A 17,069-nucleotide genomic window follows, 5' to 3' on the forward strand; every position below is an offset into this window, starting at 1 on the left:
AATGGGGAAAATGTTATAACGTCATCGCGGCAATCCAACCAAAGATTAATAATGGAATGCTAAAATGTAAGAAAGTAGGGACGACAGAATCCCAAATGTGATCATGTTTGCCATCAGCATTTAAGCCTGATGTAGGGCCTAATGTTGAGTCAGAAGCTGGCGAGCCTGCATCGCCTAAGGCGGCGGCAACGCCCACAATCGCCATGGTTGCTAATGGGGAAAAACCAAAAGACATACAAAGTGGTATATAAATAGAGGCGATAATCGGTACTGTTGAGAAAGAAGAACCGATCCCCATGGTAATGAATAAACCGACAACTAACATTAATAATGCTGCGAGTTCTTTATTATGAATAACATCTTTTAGATTTTCTACTAATGTTAACACGCCTCCCGTTGAATTAACCACGTTGGCAAAGCCTGATGCGGCGATCATCACAAATCCAATCATAGCCATTAAACGTAAACCATCTTGAAAAAGATCATTAGTTTGTTTTAGTTTAAAAATGCCACCTAGGGCAAAAATAATTAAACCCGCCAGTGCGCCGATAATTGTGGAGTTGGTAAGGAGTTGCATGCAACAAGTAGTCAGAATGGCAATAATGCTGATCCAAACGTGTTTGAGCTTAACTTGTTGTATTCGTTCAGCCATTTGATGATTAGTTGGTTCGGCACTATTTTCTTGATAAATACGCGGTTTTCGGTATGAAACGAAGAAGGCAAATAGTAGCCCACAAATCATACCGGCAACAGGGATCGCCATTGCTTTGGTCATATCTGCGGTAGTTGCCGCTAGATTGTAAGCGGCACCGGAGTGGTTGATGTTTTTTACTAAAATACTTTCAATAAAGATTTGTCCAAAGCCTGCGGGAATTAACATATAAGTTGCGGTTAAGCCGAAAGTTAATGCGCAAGCAACAGCTCGGCGGTCAATATGTAGTTGATTCATTATTTTTAGTAAGGGGGGAATCACAATCGGAATAAAAGCAATATGAATAGGAATAAGATTTTGTGATGACATTGCAAAGGCAGTTAATACAAATAAGATAATGTATTTAAACCAAAAAACAGAACGGCCAGAAGGTTGCTTTCCAAATGCGGAGATGACTTTGTAAGCAAGTAAATCGGTTACACCAGATTTAGATAACGCTACTGCAAAAGCACCTAAGACGGCGTAATTCATTGCTGTTTCAGCACCGCCACCAAGTCCGCCGGTAAAACTGCGGAGCGTTTTGATTAGTGCATCAAATAAGCCCATTTGTTCGACACCATAGTTGCCGATTAGTCCACAAGTAAGCGCAGCAATAATTAACGCTAAAACTACATTAACACGGAGTAAACTTAACACAAGTAAGACGATGATTGAGATAACTACTTCATTAGTTAACATTGCGTTTCCTTTTTTATTCTAATAAATGAAGATTTTTCTAATGTAACGCAAAAAATAGCATTGTCGAGTATTTTTTAGGGATTATGCATATAAATTGATGCGCGTTAGATCAGGCGATCAAAATAAGCGGTATTTTTAGATAAATAAAGAGCAATCATTTAAGATTTGCTCTTTTTGGGGTGCGTGTTAATTATACGGCTTTGAATTGAATAGTCCCATTTTGCGTATATGCCTGTTTTTCATCTTCTTCTTGGATATTAAGCGTTATTGGAATATCCATTTTATCAAATGCAATATCGCCTTCTATGCCGTTGATCATTTCACCGTGTTTCACTGCTTTGAAGTTAAATAATTGTGTGTCACATAAATGCGAAGGTGTAACATTTTGTAAAGCACTAAACATTGTTTCAATTCGACCAGGATATTGGCGATCCCAACTTTGTAGCATTTCCTTAACTACTTGGCGTTGTAAATTAGGCTGTGAACCACATAAATTACAAGGAATGATTGGGAATTGTTTAGCTTCTGCATATTTTTCAATATCTTTTTCTTTACAGTAAGCAAGCGGGCGAATCACAATATGTTTAGCATCATCGCTGATTAATTTGGGTGGCATTGATTTAAGTTTACCGTTATAGAACATGTTTAAAAATAATGTTTCTAACATATCGTCACGGTGATGGCCTAGGGCAATTTTGGTTGCGCCGAGCTCAGTTGCAGTGCGATATAAAATGCCACGACGTAATCGGGAGCAAAGTGAACAGGTTGTTTTTCCTTCTGGAATTTTTTCTTTCACAATGCCGTAAGTGTTTTCTTGCACAATTTTGTATTCTACGCCAATGGACGCGAGATATTCTGGCAAAATATGCTCAGGGAAACCGGGTTGTTTTTGATCTAAATTAACCGCTACAATATCAAAATCAATGGGGGCACTGAGTTTTAGATTTAATAAAATGTCTAATAAGGTATAGCTATCTTTACCGCCAGATAAGCAGACCATTACCTTATCGCCAGCTTCAATCATATTAAAATTAGCAATTGCATTGCCAACATTACGCCGTAAACGTTTTTGTAATTTGTTAAAATTATAAGTGATTTTTTTATCTTTTAGGTTATTGGTAGGCTGAGTGTTTTGGTTCATCATAATGGTGCAATAATGTGAGAAAAAATGGAGTTCAATTAACGCGTGCGAGCAAGTTGGCAATAGTAAAGATTTCCACATTTTTTGCAAGCATAATTGACTTTTGTTGGTGAGTAAGTGGTCAGTTTTTGCTGAAATTAACCAGTTTAAAGCTCATTAAAATAGTTATCGCCCCAGGTTTCTTCTGCAAGTTTCAATAAATTAGCAAAATCTTGATAAGAAGGTACCGCTTGATCTTGCATAATTTTTTGTTCACTGATTAATTTTTGTTTAAGTGATTGATACCAATCTAATAATGATAGTGGTAGCGGTGTGGTTGCTCGTTTTCCTAACCAATAAAGTCCTTGACAAGGTAAGCTGATGGCAAACAATGAAGTGATGATCGCATTAGCTAAGATAGATTGAGTAGGATCAGTAAAGAAATATTGCCAGAGAATGGTGAAACAAGCGAATATGGGCATAAAACGAGCAGCCTGTTTCACTAAGCGGATCAGGCGGTAATCTGGCATAAATAAAGCTAATTTTTTTTGATTTGGGTAAGTTTCAAGATAGCGTTGCCCTAATTGTATGGTATTAATCATTATTGATCGCATATTTGATAATAGAGAGATAAACAGCATAACATAACTTTTCGCTAACGAAAATGCGAGAACTTAATGCAGCAGCAGTAAACAATTGTTATACTTCGCTACAATTTTATTACACTTTTATAAGTATAAGGATAATTCAATGCCAATTAAGTTTGCTAATTTATTCCAAGATAGTTGGAATTTTATTCGTAATCAACATACTTTCTCGTTATTTGCTTTTATATTATTGGTTTTATTACAAATTGCTAATATGCTATTTTTGCCAAAAATGACGATTGAGCAGGCACAAGCGGTTAATAATCCACAATTATTAGTGGATTTTCTACCGATTATGTTATTGGGTGTGGTGGATATTTTCTTGGGAATTTTATTTATCTTAAACATTAAAAGAATTAATGAGGGTAGTTTCCAACACTTTTTTCAACCATTAGCTGAAGCAGGTCGTAAATTGTTACCTGTTGTGTTATTGAATATTCTGATGGTGTTACCTTTATCTATTGTAATGTCATTTCAGCTATTAAATGTAGCTAACGCCACCAATCCAATGTTAGGCATTATGTCTTTTGTGTTGGTAATTGTTGGGTTTTGGGTGTTAATTAGGTTATCTTTGGCCAGTTATGCCTATTTACTTGAAGATATAAATACTGTCAGTGAAGCGGTTCGTTTTACTTGGCAATTAACCAAAGACAAAATTTTTCCAGTTATGCTATTTTGTGTTATTTCTTATTTTGCTACGCGGCTATTAGTGGGTTTGGAAGACCAACTAGCAACTAATATGGTGGGCATGGCATTAAATGTTGTAGCTAATGCGTTTGTAACCTTATTTACCGCAGTATTTTCTTTCCGTTTTTATCAAGTTTATCGCCAAGTAGCATTAAGAGGCTAGTATGAAACAATTATTAGAATTTATCCCGCTAATTTTATTTTTTGCTGTATATAAATTGGTTGGCGTGCAAGCTGCGGCGATTACGCTAGTATTAGCTACGATTTTGCAATTAATTTTAGTCCGTATTTTATTTAAAAAACTTGAAACCTCACAATGGATAGTGGGGCTATCGGTCATTATTTTCGGAATATTGACTGCGTATTTCGATGATTTAGCCTTTCTGAAATGGAAAGTTACTATTATCAATGGGCTTTTTGCGGCGGTATTGTTGATTAGTCAATATGTTTTTCATAAGCCGGTGGTCAAAATGTTATTGGCAAAAGAATTGAACCTGCCAACACAAGTTTGGAACAGACTTAATCTTGGTTGGGCGATTTTCTTTATTATTTGTATGTTGATTAATATTATTATTAGTCAATTATTTTCAGATGATACTTGGGCGACATTTAAAACCTTTGGTTTTACTGGTTTAAGTCTTGTGGCAGTAATTATAACGGGTATTTATCTTTATCCATATATTAAAAAGTTGGAGAATAACAATGAACAAAAATAAGCCTAATGAGCAACCTTCGGGTAAATTATTACTCAGAACGCTTGCTATGCCGTCAGATGCCAATGCAAATGGAGATATTTTTGGTGGCTGGATTATGTCACAAATGGATCTGGGGGGGGCAATTTTAGCTAAAGAAGTAGCTAAAGGACGTGTAGTTACGGTGACCGTGGATAAAATGATTTTTCATCGTCCAATTTCAGTGGGTGATGTAGTCTGTTGTTATGGCTCGGTGGTAAAAGTTGGCCGTTCTTCGATGCAAGTTAAAGTGGAAATATTTATTAAACAGGTTTACGATGGCTCACGTGAGTGTTTTCGGGTCACTGAAGCATTATTTACTTATGTTGCCATTGATAATATAGGTAAATCACGCGCTATTCCACGGGATAATAATCCGGAGTTAGATGAAGCTTTAGTAAGAATTGAACGATGTTTATCTGAACAAGCGATCGAGTCTTAAGCGGTTTAACTTATAGCAACAAACGGAGAAAATAGAATGTATTATGTTATTTTTGCACAAGATAAACCAAATATGTTAGCTACTCGTTTGGCTGTTCGTTCAGCATATTTAGCTCGCCTAACCGAATTACAAACCGCGGGCAGGTTATTAACCGCGGGGCCTAATCCTAGTGAAGAAGGGGATAATATAACCGGTTCGACAGTGATTGCGGAATTTGATTCATTAGCGGCCGCACAAGTTTGGGCTGAACAAGATCCTTATGTCAGCGCGAGTGTTTATCAAAATATTATCATCAAACCATTTAATAAAGTGTTTTAATCTTCAATATAAAAGTACAAATGAAAATTTGTGCTTTTCTCTTCAATAATCATCCTATTTTATGTGTTCTCAACTTGATTTTACCTGCTTACCACTTGTGAATACGGGAGAAAATAGACCGCTTGCAATCGCAGTGGCTATGTCAAATTTCGTGAAAAAAACGCTACAAAAGCAAGCTGATTTACGTAATGATTGGCAACGAAAATTGCCGACAGTAGCAGATTGTGGCAATTATGCTGAACGATTAACAATACATTTATCAACGATTAACGATGAAGCGCAACTAAGCCATTGTTTGCGTAACTTTAGGCATCGTGAAATGGCGCGCTTAAGTTTTATTCAGTCAAATAAATTAGCAACGGTTGAGTTTGTTTTTGAGCAATTATCTGATTTAGCAGAGGCCATAATTCTTGCCGCGCGAGATTGGTTATTTACCCGTTGTTGTGCAGAATATGGCACGCCTGTGAATGGTTTAGGTGAAATACAACCCTTATTAATTATTGGTATGGGAAAATTAGGTGGCAGAGAATTGAATTTCTCTTCAGATATCGATTTAATTTTTACTTATCCCGAAGCGGGGCAGACGGTAGGCGGTCATAAAACAATTGAAAATAGCAAATTTTTTACTCGTTTAGGGCAACGTTTAATTAAAACATTAGATGAAATTACGGTAGATGGTTTTGTTTATCGGACAGATATGCGATTACGGCCTTTTGGCGATAATGGCGCATTATTGCTTAGCTTTGCAGCAATGGAAGATTATTATCAAGAACAAGGGCGTGATTGGGAACGCTATGCGATGATCAAAGCGAAAATTCTTGGTGAAGATTTAACGGATATGAATCACCGTTACTTGCAACAAATGTTATGCCCTTTTGTCTATCGCCGTTACCTTGATTTTAGTGCGATTCAATCTTTACGTGAAATGAAGCAAAAAATTAGTCGAGAAGTATTACGCCGTAATTTACAGGATAATATTAAATTAGGCGCAGGCGGCATTCGTGAAATTGAGTTTATTGTACAAACATTCCAAATGATACGGGGTGGGCGGGATAAAATTTTACAACAACGTAGTTTATTACAAGTGTTGCCACATTTAGTTACGCTTAATTTATTGACTAAACAGCAAGTCAAGCATTTAGGTGATGCATATATTTTTCATCGACAATTAGAAAATGTTTTACAGGCAATTGATGATCAGCAGACACAATCTTTACCGGCTGATGCGGAGAATCAAGCAAGGATAATGTATGCGTGTCAATCGTATTGGCAAAAAGATCAACAAAACCAACCGCTTATGATCGAATATCATTGGCAATCGTGGCAACAGTTTTTGTTCACGCTAGCGCAACATCAACAGCATGTTAGGGCGATTTTTAACCAGCTTATCGGTGAAGAAGAACAAGCGGATCAATCGCCGATCAATAAACAGTTGGCTATTTGGCAAGATATTTTGCATCCTGAAATTCGTCAACTAGAATTAGCCGAAGTATTACGCGATTATCCGGTGGCAACTGAAGATTATGCAACGATCTTTCATCTTTTGGCGAATACCTTACAGGATTGGAGTAAACGACCAATTGGTGTGCGAGGACGCAAAGTGCTTGGTCAGCTTATGCCTAAAGTTATGCACAGCATTTGTAGTAAAACTGATTATTTAGTGGTATTGCCACGCCTGCTGAATATTATAGACAGAGTGACTACCCGCACGACTTATTTGGAACTATTGCAAGAAAAAGATCAAATTCTACTGCTTTTAGAACGGCTTTGTGGCCATTCAATTATGGTCGCCGAACAAATTGCACGCTATCCTATGTTATTAGATGAATTCATCATCAACAAAAGTTTGATGCAAGTGATTGAATTTGAACAGTATAAAACCGAGTTAACCGAATATTTAATTCGTATTCCTGAAGAAGATGAAGAAGCCTTAATAGATGCGTTACGGCAATTTAAGCAAGGGCATTTATTACGCATTGCGGTCGCTGATATTTTAGGCGTTTTGCCGGTAATGAAAATTAGCGATCATCTCACTTATTTAGCGGAAGCAATCATAAGTGAAGTGGTCAATATGGTGTGGAAATCATTAGTAAAACGTTTTGGCAAACCAACCCATTTAGCAGAAGATGAACAAGGTTTTGCGGTGATTGCGTATGGTAAATTAGGCGGATTAGAATTGGGCTATAATTCTGACTTAGATCTTGTTTTTTTACACAATGCGCCGCTAGAGGGGGAAACAAGCGGTCGAAGATCGATTTCCAACCATCAATTTTACTTAAAACTTGCCCAAAAGATTAACTCGATTTTTAATTTAAATACTAGCGCAGGCGTATTATATGAAGTAGATATGCGCTTAAGGCCATCAGGCGATGCCGGCTTGTTGGTCAGTACTTTCCAAGCGTATCAATATTATCAACAACATGAAGCTTGGACTTGGGAAACTCAGGCATTAGTTCGTGGCCGTTGTGTGTATGGTTCAGCTAGCTTAATCGATGAATTTAGTCGAATTCGGCGTACAACACTTTGTTTAGCGCGTACAAGCGGTCGATTACGCCAAGAAATTAGCCAAATGCGACATAAAATGTATCAGCATTTAACCAAAACAAGCACAGGGCAATTCAATTTGAAAACTGATCAAGGTGGCATTACGGATATTGAATTTATTGCACAAAGTATCGTATTAGAATATGCTCATTGTTATCCGGAAATGGCGAAGTTGGTCAGATAATGTACGCATTTTTACCGCAGCGATTGAATGTGGCATTCTGAGTCAACACGTTGGCGAAGGCTTAAAGAATGCTTATACTCACATTAGAAATCGGATTCATCAATTGAATTTATTACAATTACCCAGCATAGTTAATGATACTGAATTTGTATCAGAAAGAGCATTTGTGACGAAAATTTGGCAACAAATTTTTACTGATAATGAATGAGCAGACTAAGCGGTCAGTTTTAGCTAATTTTTTACTAAATCCGTGCGCTTGTTTACTTTATAATAGTTGAAAAATTGTTAAACAAGGAGTTTACAATGGAATATCAATTTACGCATTCAATACACGGGATTGTGGCGAAATGTTCAATGGAACATGAAGTATTTGCGCGTTGGTTAAATACAGAAATTATTGGCCATACACAAAATCTACATAATATTTTAGCTGAAATTGAAAAATGTCGTGCGGCATTTCCAAACCATTATGAATGCGTATTTGAAGGCCAAGAATATAGTTTGTATTTTGATTGCGATGAAGTAATCGTTAAAGCAAATAATTTGGCAATGGCGATAGATGAAGTTATTGTGGAAGAAGGTCTGCAACTTTATGATCAAGAAAGTGTTGCGTTTTGTGGTTTAGAAGATTTTGAACGCTTTTTACAGGCATACCATAAGTTTAGTAGCACTTACCATTAAGCAAGGCAATGGATTCAATAAAAAAGAGTGCTTAATTGCACTCTTTTTGTTTGATGATAATAATCACATTAGCGTAAGAAATCCACAAACGAAGTAATTACCGCCAAATTTAATATATCCACAAAAAAAGCTCCAACTAATGGCACAATTAAGAAAGCTTTATGTGAAGACCCAAATTTTTCAGTTACAGATTGCATATTAGCCACCGCTGTTGGCGTAGCGCCTAATCCAAAACCACAATGACCGGCAGTTAAAATAGCGGCATCATAATCTTTACCCATAACACGATACGTAACGAAATAACCGTAGAGAATCATCACTAACGTTTGCACCACTAAAATAATCAGCATTGGACCGGCTAGCCCCGTTAATTCCCACAGTTTGATACTCATTAAGGCCATTGCTAGGAACATACTTAAAGAAGCATTACCGAACACATCAATAGCACGGTCAAACATATCAAATTTGAATACTTTAGTTAAAACATTACGCAAGATAACCCCGAAACCCAGAGCCCAGACGAATTGAGGTAAACTAATATCAGGAAAAGTGTTGACGATAATAGATGAAAAACCTAAACAAGCAGCAAAGAGTGCCATAGTCTCAATGGTAGAGCTAGCGGTGATATAACGAATAGAATCGTGATCTTCGAAAGTACTGCCGTCATATTGTTCTGCAGAGGTATCTACCCGTTTAGTGATCTGTTGCGAGCGATCTTTTTTCATTTTATTGATTAATCGCCGTGCAATCGGCCCACCGATTAACCCACCAGCCACTAAACCAAAAGTGGCTGATGCCATCGCCATTTCCATTACGCCGGTAATATTATATTCTTCTGAAAAGATTTTCGCCCAAGCCGCACCCGTACCGTGACCACCTGTTAATGTGATTGAACCGGTGAGTAAGCCTATCATTGGATCTAGCCCTAAGGCACTGGCTAAGCCAACCCCGATCACATTTTGGATAATAATATAGAGGCTGACGACAACCAGGAAAATCACTAATGGCATACCACCTTGTTTTAGACGTGAGAAATCAGCAGATAACCCAACAGATGAAAAGAAGGCTAGCATAAACGCATTTTGTAAGCTTTGTTCAAATTGTAGAGAAACGCCAAACCAATTATATAAGCAGAGAATAGCCACTGCTGCGATTAAACCACCTGCAACGGCCTCAGGAATATTAAAGTCTTGTAATACTTTAATTTTATTCACAAAAAACCGCCCGACTAAAAGTACAAGTGTCGCAGTAATTAATGTGTGGTAACCATTAAATACAATAGGTTCCATAAGCACTCCTCTAAAATGTTAAATGAATGTTTAAAAAATAATGTTTTGATACTAGAACAATAGTGATCATTTGTCAAAGATGAGTATAAAAAAATTTATTGTTAAAATTAGAAAAATTTATTAATAAATCCTTAAACTTAAAAAAAGTTGAGTGAGATCAGTGTTTCTCACAGAATAATATTTACTTTTTTTATTTCTTCTCAGCCAATCGAATTCCTTGTAGAATGAACATTTAATTTTAAGCCTAGTAACAAATAGCAGATTATGAGTCGAAGTAAAAAAACACGTCGTATTAGCGACATTATGCCAGCACGTAAAGCGGATAAAAAACCAGTGTTGCCAATAAGCAACAGTAAAAAGCGGAAACCAACACGCTATGAATTAGATGTACAAGCACGTGAAGAGAAGAAAAAGCGTAAGCATAAAGGATTACCAACAGGCTCTCGTAACGTAATAATAGAGCAAAAGACAGCGTCAGCAAAAGTTAAAAGGGATCCACGTGTTGGCAGTCGCAAAAAAGTGCCATTAATGGTCGAATTTGTCAATAAACCAGAAAAAGGACAAATGATTAAACCCGTAGCGCTTGAACCATCAAATCACGCCACAAAAGCAACACTTTCACCGGAAGTTGAATTAGCGCAATTAGAAAATAATGAATGTTTAAATCAATTATTGGATCAGTTAGAAGCAGGTAAAGTACTATCAGCTCAAGATCAACAGTTTGTTGATGAATGTTTAGATCGTGTACATGAACTGATGATTGAATTAGGTATTGAAGATGATGAAGAAAATAACGAGGATCTTTTACTACGTCAATTTGAAACGATAGACATTAATAAATTTAAATAATTAGTCGGAAGCGTTTATGTTTCAGTTTGTGCTTATCATATTAGCTATCCTGATCGTATTTACTATGGCAGGGTATGCTTTCTATTTATTGGTTAAATTACGTCAACAACAAACCGCTAAGTAACGATTATTGCAACAAACGATGCAAGCCAAGCATTGTGGAAAGCATTGAGGTGATTAGTCGAGCTATGTTATCGGCACAATGTGATTTTTCAGAAAGCGTATTACGTTTAAAACCCTTGTGTGAAGTATTGAGTTTAGGATTTAGTCGCTATTCCGCAATGTATAGCTTATATCAAGTGGTAGAAAATATGCCTATTCTCGCAGAGCGCAAAGCCTTAAAAACAAATATCCGAATGAAACTTGATTTAATACGTGAAACTAAAGAAATGGAACTCGAAACGCAAATCAAAGCTGAATGCCAGCAATTGTTGGATGATATAAAACAATTAGCCATCATATTGACTTAGGTTAAGTCAATATTTAGCGTCAATTATATTCTGATGGGAAATGCCTATCTTTATCAAAAGGAATTGTTATGAAGATTCGTTATAGTGTGTTGTCTACATTCATCATTTCAGCACTTTATAGTCAAGACACTCAAGCTAATTTAAAACATCAATGTTTACTGAGAGTGCCACACTTTGCGGGCGAAGAAATTACGGCTGACCAACTCAATATGCCGATTGAAATTGAAGCTGATCGTGCGGTCATTAACCAACCAAAAGAAGCAAACTATAGTGGTAACATTACTATTAAACAAGGCAACCGCTCAATTTTTGCGGATAACGTCCGAATTGAACAACAGGCACCACAGCATCGCAAAGCATTTTTAATTGGTCGCTATCAATATCAAGATAACCTAATTCAAGCAGAAGGGCATAATGCCTTGCTAGACTTACAGAGTAAAGAGGCTCAAGTGGCGAATACTACTTATCAATTAGTGGGGCGTCAAGGCAGAGGTGAAGCAGAAAGTGGTCAGTTTACGCCACAAACACGGCGTTTGAAAAATGCTAGTTTTACTGCTTGTTTATTGAATGATAATACTTGGTCAATTGAAGCAAATGAAATGGTGCAACATATTAAAGCAGGATATGCTGAGATGTGGCATGCACGTTTTAAGATCTTTGATGTACCTATTTTTTATTCACCTTATTTGCAATTTCCACTTGGGGATCAACGCCGTTCGGGTATCTTAACGCCTAAACTGTATCATTCGACTAAAGATGGCTTCATTTATTCTCAGCCATTTTATTGGGATATTGCACCGAATATGGATGCAACCTTTACTTCAAACTATTATTCCCGCCGTGGGTGGCAAATTAATCCAGAGTTTCGTTATTTAACTGCGTTAGGACAAGGTATTTTGGCTGGCGAATATCTAGCAAATGATCGTTTAGATACCTATCGACCAAAGGATATGAACGATAGACGTTATTTATTCCATTGGCGTCATAATATGAGTTTTTTGACCGATTGGCATTTAGATGTAGATTATACTAACGTAAGTGATCGACGCTATTTTTCTGATTTTGATTCTAGTTATGGTAATGTAACAGATGGTTACGCTCTTCAACATTTTAAATTAGGTTACTATCAACCGCAGTACAACTTGTCTATTTCAGGTAAAGATTTCCATACATTTGATAATGTTAAACCATATCGTGTATTACCGCAAATTGATTTTAATTATTACCAAGATCAATTTCTTAAAGACAGTCGTTTTAGTTTTTTTGCACAGATAGCACGTTTTGAAAATGATAGTAAGTCAATGCCGAATGCGTGGCGTTTTCATGCAGAGCCGATTATCAATATTCCTTTTGTTAATCATTATGGAAGTCTAAATTTTGAAACAAAATTATACGCTTCACATTACCAACAACAAAAGGGAGAGAATCAAATTGCCGAAGAAGTAAAAAAACAGCTAACCCGTATTATTCCGCAAGTTAAATTAGACTTTCAAACGGTATTAGAAGCAGATAAATCACTGTTTAGTGGTTTCAAACAAATCCTTGAACCTCGTTTGCAGTATGTCTATCGCCCTTATAGAGATCAAAGTGAAATTGGTTCAAAATCACATGAAAGCGTTGGTCTAGGCTATGATTCAGCATTATTACAAACGGATTATTACTCATTATTTAATGATCGTCGCTATAGTGGTTTAGACCGTATTTCATCTGCAAATTTAATTACAGCGGGAGCGAGCACGCGTTTCTTTAATAAGAAAACCGGTGAAGAAGTGTTTAATATTAGTGTAGGGCAAACTTATTATTTGAGACCATCAAGGGTAGATAGCTTAGCGATTGATAGTACGGCAGATCGCTCATCTTCATGGTCAGTTGAATCCAATTGGCGTTTTCAGCCTAAGTGGAATTGGCATGCTAGCTATCAATATGATACGCGTTTACATAAATCATCATTAGCAAATATGTCATTACAATATAAGCCTAGTACAGAGAATGTATTTCAGCTTAATTACCGTTATGTGAATGAAGATTACATCAATCAAAACTTAAGTTTTAACCGCTATGGGCAATATATTAAGCAAATTGGCGGTATGATCGGTTGGAATTTAACTGATAAGGTGGCAATTATGGCGAGCCATTATCGAGATATTGCTTTGAAAAAAGCAGTAGAAACGCAATTATCGTTGAATTATAACGCGTGTTGTTGGAGTGCTAATTTATATGTTGCACGTCAATTAACCACAACACCTATTGGCGCAAAAGACAGCATTCGCAATTTATATTATGATAATAAATTTGGCATTAATTTTGAATTACGTTTTGGCCATGATTATAGTAGTGGTATGCATAAAATGCTGAGTAAAGGGATTTTGCCATACGTAGAACAATATGGCATTAACTAACCAATAATAAAGGCAAGCTGATACTTGCCTTTATTTTTATCTTTTTATTAATGGCGAAAATGACGCATACCTGTTAAGACCATAGCCATACCGTGTTCATTTACTGCATCAATCACTTCTTGATCGCGTATTGAACCCCCCGGTTGAATAACACAACTAATACCAACTTTATTTGCTGCATCAATACCATCACGGAAAGGGAAAAATGCATCAGAGGCCATTACACAACCTGTCACTTGTAAGCCTTCATCTTCCGCTTTAATCCCTGCGATTTTGGCAGAATACACTCGACTCATTTGGCCTGCACCAATTCCAATCGTTTGGCCATTTTTCGCATAGACAATCGCATTTGATTTAACATATTTAGCGACTTTCCAGCAAAAGAGTAAATCATCTAATTCTGCTTGAGTAGGTTGACGTTTTGAAACCACTTTGAGTTGATCTAATGTAACAATGTCTTGATCGGCTTCTTGCACTAATAAACCACCGTTTACGCGTTTGAAGTCTAAACGTTGTGAAGCAACACTAAATTCACCGCATGCTAATACACGGACATTTTTCTTTTGGGCTAAAATAAGTTGAGCTTCTTCAAGCATGGTTGGCGCAATAATCACTTCAACAAATTGACGATCTACAACTGCTTGTGCAGTTTTAGCATCTAATGCACGGTTAAAGGCAATAATACCACCAAAGGCTGAAGTCGGATCTGTTTGATAAGCCCGATCATAGGCTTCTAAAATATCTTTGCCTAATGCCACTCCACAAGGATTAGCGTGCTTAACAATTACACAGGCTGGTTCTGCAAATTCTTTTACACATTCGAGTGCGGCATCAGTATCTGCAATATTATTATAAGAAAGTGCTTTACCTTGTAATTGCTTAGCCGTTGCTACGGAGGCCTCTTGTAAGTTATTTTCAACATAGAATGCCGCATTTTGATGGGCATTTTCGCCGTAGCGCATAGTTTGTTTACGGATAAAATTTAGGTTTAATGTGCGTGGAAATTGACCGCATACTTGGTTGAGATCCTCTTCAACACCTTGATAAGGCGGTACTTTTTGACCAAAATAGTTAGCAATCATTGCATCATATTGTGCGGTATGTTCAAATGCCTTAATTGCTAAGTTGAAACGTGTTGCTAATGTTAGTTCATTTGCATTTTCATCCATTTCAGTCAGAATCGCCTCAAAATCATGATTATTTACGACAATGGCAACATCTTTATGATTTTTGGCGGCAGAGCGTACCATTGTCTGCCCGCCAATATCAATATTTTCAATTGCATCAGCTAAGCTACAATCAGGTTTGGCAACCGTTTCAGCGAAAGGATAAAGATTTAGCACGACCATATCAATAGGTTGAATATTGTGTTGTTGCATTGTTGTGTCATCTAGGCCTCGACGCCCTAAAATGCCACCATGAATTTTGGGATGTAATGTTTTTACCCGGCCGTCCATCATTTCAGGAAACCCCGTATAATCAGATACTTCTGTAACAGGTAAGCCTGCTTCGGCTAATAATTTTGCAGTCCCGCCCGTGGAAAGCAATTTCACGCCACGTGTGTGTAAACCTTGTGCAAATTCGATAATACCTGTTTTATCAGACACACTTAATAATGCTTGTTGAATAGCCATATTTAATAATCCTTAACAATAAATACTTACTATAAAAAGTGTCAATTATAACGCAAACGTTTGCTTATTTCATCTGCAAGCGGTTTTTTTGTTGAAAAATTTTGCAAAATAGATCGCTTGTTTGCCTTCTAAAGTCGGTGCCAAAGTAAAAATAGCATACCAAGTCGATTAACGTTATTCATTATAGAGCGCCATATAAAGCTGTTGCTCAAAATTCACCAATGGCGTACGTTTGGTTTTGCTTTCTAGTTCACCGGTTGAATAGCCGTTTACAAATTGAACGAATGCAATGCGTTGGCCGCGTGCATTTTTCATAAAGCCCGCTAAGTTATATACACCTTTGAGCGATCCTGTTTTCGCAATTAAATTTTTAGCAAGAGGTTGTTTGATAATAGAACCACGTCCTGAAATTGTGCCATCTACGCCTGCAATAGGGAATGTTTCAAATAATTGTAAGTTAGCTTCATTATTTGCAATATATTCTAATGCTTGTAATAGCGTTTTTGCATTCACTTGATTATGTCTTGATAAGCCTGAACCATCGACTACCACACTATTATTAAATTGTACGCCAACTTTTGATTTTAATAACTGACGTATAGTTTGGCTAGCAAATGGAAAAGAAGCGGGGCGATTTTTTTGTTGGTTAGCAATAATGCGAAATAAACTATCGGCAATTTGATTATCCGATTTTTTCATCATTTTTTTCAGTAAGGTTGGTAATGGTTCAGAATTATGTTCTGCAAGTAAATGCCCTTGTTGTTTATTGAGTGATTCTTGAACTTTGCCATTAAACGCAATGCCTAAACGAGTTAAGTTTGCTTTGATTAGATTTGCACCATATGCTACAGGATCTTGCACAGAAAAACTTAAACCGAAAGGTTGCGTTTGGCGAGCCATACAGCCTTTTACGTGGTAGCGGTTATTATCATTCACCACCACATCTAATTGACAATAAGGTGCTTCTGCTTTATCGACAATATACGCTGAACTAAACACTTGAACCGGATAAGCAGCAGGCACGTTGACTTTCGCGAATTCCCCCACATTTTGGTTGGCATCTAGCATAATATGGAAACAATTATGATCAACATTGATAGCCGCTGGTGGGGAATTAAAACACATGGCTAAATCATTCCAAATCCAACCGGTTGCTTTATTATGGCTAGCAAAAACAGAAGTGTCTAAAATTAAATCCCCTGTAATTTTGCTAATGCCTTGTTTCTTCAATTGGCTGATTAATTGATAAAGGTGACCGCTTGTTAATAGCGGATCGCCTGTAAATTTAGCAATTAAATCACCTTGTAATATACCGTTTTGAATTGTGCCATTGGTTAACAGTGTTGTGTGAAAGCGGAAATCATTTGGTAAAGCAAGTTTTGCTGCGAGTGCAGTAAACACCTTTTGTGTACTAGCAGGTAACATAAAAATATCACTTTGATATTGTGTAATGATCTGCTTAGTATCTAGGTTTTTAGCAATAAAACTGGCAGAAGAGCCCGCAGGTAAATTAGCTACAATTGCATTGGTATTAATTGCCGCAGTGGCAAAAGTCGAGTAAAAAAGCGTGAAACCAATCAACGCGGTTTTTTTGAGAGATAAGTGAATGGATTTTAACAACATAGAGAATTGAATAGTTGATATTTTTAATAAGACGTTGAATAATATCGCTTTGCATAGTATT

Annotated in this window: 13 protein-coding genes and 2 pseudogenes; 9 read left to right on the forward strand and 6 right to left on the reverse strand. The window is 36.8% G+C overall.

Features of this window, described 5'->3' with window-relative positions:
• Positions 1-13: 13 nt before the first annotated feature.
• The 3 genes from BMX01_RS01735 to yfbV form a co-directional block, all read right to left on the reverse strand.
• Positions 14-1,390 carry a Na+/H+ antiporter family protein gene (locus BMX01_RS01735; protein WP_064082793.1) on the reverse strand — a complete coding sequence of 459 codons (1,377 nt, stop codon included), beginning with the start codon at positions 1,388-1,390 and terminating at the stop codon, positions 14-16.
• 190 nt (positions 1,391-1,580) lie between these two features.
• Positions 1,581-2,531, reverse strand: coding sequence for a tRNA 2-thiocytidine(32) synthetase TtcA (gene ttcA, locus BMX01_RS01740; RefSeq protein WP_064082794.1), 951 nt, complete (start codon positions 2,529-2,531; stop codon positions 1,581-1,583).
• Between the two features lie 146 nt (positions 2,532-2,677).
• Positions 2,678-3,112 carry a terminus macrodomain insulation protein YfbV gene (yfbV, locus tag BMX01_RS01745; RefSeq protein WP_064082795.1) on the reverse strand — a complete coding sequence of 145 codons (435 nt, stop codon included), beginning with the start codon at positions 3,110-3,112 and terminating at the stop codon, positions 2,678-2,680.
• A 148-nt stretch (positions 3,113-3,260) separates the two neighbouring features.
• Here yfbV and BMX01_RS01750 point away from each other — a divergent pair, with 148 nt between their 5' ends.
• From BMX01_RS01750 to BMX01_RS01775, 6 genes and pseudogenes are all read left to right on the forward strand, one after another.
• Positions 3,261-4,007, forward strand: coding sequence for a hypothetical protein (locus BMX01_RS01750; RefSeq protein ID WP_064082796.1), 747 nt, complete (start codon positions 3,261-3,263; stop codon positions 4,005-4,007).
• A 1-nt stretch (position 4,008) separates the two neighbouring features.
• A complete protein-coding gene (locus BMX01_RS01755) occupies positions 4,009-4,560 on the forward strand; it encodes a septation protein A (protein WP_064082797.1) in 552 nt (183 codons plus the stop codon).
• Positions 4,547-5,017, forward strand: coding sequence for an acyl-CoA thioester hydrolase YciA (gene yciA, locus BMX01_RS01760; RefSeq protein ID WP_064082798.1), 471 nt, complete (start codon positions 4,547-4,549; stop codon positions 5,015-5,017). Before BMX01_RS01755 ends, yciA begins: the two co-directional genes overlap by 14 nt.
• Positions 5,018-5,053: 36 nt before the next feature.
• Entirely contained in the window at positions 5,054-5,335 is a 282-nt protein-coding gene (locus BMX01_RS01765; RefSeq protein WP_064082799.1) for a YciI family protein, read from the forward strand.
• A 61-nt stretch (positions 5,336-5,396) separates the two neighbouring features.
• Positions 5,397-8,271, forward strand: a pseudogene (gene glnE / locus BMX01_RS01770) (bifunctional [glutamate--ammonia ligase]-adenylyl-L-tyrosine phosphorylase/[glutamate--ammonia-ligase] adenylyltransferase).
• Positions 8,272-8,366: 95 nt separating this feature from the next.
• Positions 8,367-8,744: a YacL family protein gene (locus BMX01_RS01775; protein WP_064082801.1), complete on the forward strand. Its 378-nt coding sequence runs from the start codon at positions 8,367-8,369 to the stop codon at positions 8,742-8,744.
• Positions 8,745-8,812: 68 nt separating this feature from the next.
• On the opposite strand, the gene gltS is transcribed toward BMX01_RS01775, so the two are convergent.
• On the reverse strand, positions 8,813-10,033 hold the full coding sequence (gene gltS, locus BMX01_RS01780; RefSeq protein ID WP_010945496.1) for a sodium/glutamate symporter: 1,221 nt from the start codon (positions 10,031-10,033) through the stop codon (positions 8,813-8,815).
• A 264-nt stretch (positions 10,034-10,297) separates the two neighbouring features.
• Between gltS and yihI the strand changes: the two genes are divergently transcribed.
• The 3 genes and pseudogenes from yihI (at position 10,298) to lptD (ending at position 13,751) form a co-directional block, all read left to right on the forward strand.
• A complete protein-coding gene (yihI, locus tag BMX01_RS01785) occupies positions 10,298-10,882 on the forward strand; it encodes a Der GTPase-activating protein YihI (RefSeq protein WP_064082802.1) in 585 nt (194 codons plus the stop codon).
• Between the two features lie 130 nt (positions 10,883-11,012).
• Positions 11,013-11,352 (forward strand): annotated as a pseudogene (locus tag BMX01_RS01790) (DUF2489 domain-containing protein).
• Positions 11,353-11,420: 68 nt separating this feature from the next.
• Positions 11,421-13,751: an LPS assembly protein LptD gene (lptD, locus tag BMX01_RS01795; protein ID WP_074647647.1), complete on the forward strand. Its 2,331-nt coding sequence runs from the start codon at positions 11,421-11,423 to the stop codon at positions 13,749-13,751.
• Positions 13,752-13,798: 47 nt separating this feature from the next.
• On the opposite strand, the gene purH is transcribed toward lptD, so the two are convergent.
• Positions 13,799-15,385 carry a bifunctional phosphoribosylaminoimidazolecarboxamide formyltransferase/IMP cyclohydrolase gene (gene purH / locus BMX01_RS01800; RefSeq protein WP_064082804.1) on the reverse strand — a complete coding sequence of 529 codons (1,587 nt, stop codon included), beginning with the start codon at positions 15,383-15,385 and terminating at the stop codon, positions 13,799-13,801.
• A 174-nt stretch (positions 15,386-15,559) separates the two neighbouring features.
• Entirely contained in the window at positions 15,560-17,008 is a 1,449-nt protein-coding gene (dacB, locus tag BMX01_RS01805) for a serine-type D-Ala-D-Ala carboxypeptidase (protein ID WP_064082805.1), read from the reverse strand.
• Positions 17,009-17,069: the final 61 nt, after the last annotated feature.

This window comes from [Haemophilus] ducreyi (assembly GCF_900109315.1).
Lineage (GTDB): Bacteria > Pseudomonadota > Gammaproteobacteria > Enterobacterales > Pasteurellaceae > Haemophilus_B > Haemophilus_B ducreyi.

What these genes read in the sequence shown, in the direction of transcription:
- ttcA (WP_064082794.1), bottom strand. Translation starts at nt 2,531, where the DNA reads ATGAACCAAAACACTCAGCCTACCAATAACCTAAAAGATAAAAAAATC.
- BMX01_RS01735 (WP_064082793.1), bottom strand. Translation starts at nt 1,390, where the DNA reads ATGTTAACTAATGAAGTAGTTATCTCAATCATCGTCTTACTTGTGTTA.
- yfbV (WP_064082795.1), bottom strand. Translation starts at nt 3,112, where the DNA reads ATGATTAATACCATACAATTAGGGCAACGCTATCTTGAAACTTACCCA.
- gltS (WP_010945496.1), bottom strand. Translation starts at nt 10,033, where the DNA reads ATGGAACCTATTGTATTTAATGGTTACCACACATTAATTACTGCGACA.
- BMX01_RS01775 (WP_064082801.1), top strand. Translation starts at nt 8,367, where the DNA reads ATGGAATATCAATTTACGCATTCAATACACGGGATTGTGGCGAAATGT.
- purH (WP_064082804.1), bottom strand. Translation starts at nt 15,385, where the DNA reads ATGGCTATTCAACAAGCATTATTAAGTGTGTCTGATAAAACAGGTATT.
- lptD (WP_074647647.1), top strand. Translation starts at nt 11,421, where the DNA reads ATGAAGATTCGTTATAGTGTGTTGTCTACATTCATCATTTCAGCACTT.
- yciA (WP_064082798.1), top strand. Translation starts at nt 4,547, where the DNA reads ATGAACAAAAATAAGCCTAATGAGCAACCTTCGGGTAAATTATTACTC.
- BMX01_RS01755 (WP_064082797.1), top strand. Translation starts at nt 4,009, where the DNA reads ATGAAACAATTATTAGAATTTATCCCGCTAATTTTATTTTTTGCTGTA.
- yihI (WP_064082802.1), top strand. Translation starts at nt 10,298, where the DNA reads ATGAGTCGAAGTAAAAAAACACGTCGTATTAGCGACATTATGCCAGCA.
- BMX01_RS01765 (WP_064082799.1), top strand. Translation starts at nt 5,054, where the DNA reads ATGTATTATGTTATTTTTGCACAAGATAAACCAAATATGTTAGCTACT.
- dacB (WP_064082805.1), bottom strand. Translation starts at nt 17,008, where the DNA reads ATGTTGTTAAAATCCATTCACTTATCTCTCAAAAAAACCGCGTTGATT.
- BMX01_RS01750 (WP_064082796.1), top strand. Translation starts at nt 3,261, where the DNA reads ATGCCAATTAAGTTTGCTAATTTATTCCAAGATAGTTGGAATTTTATT.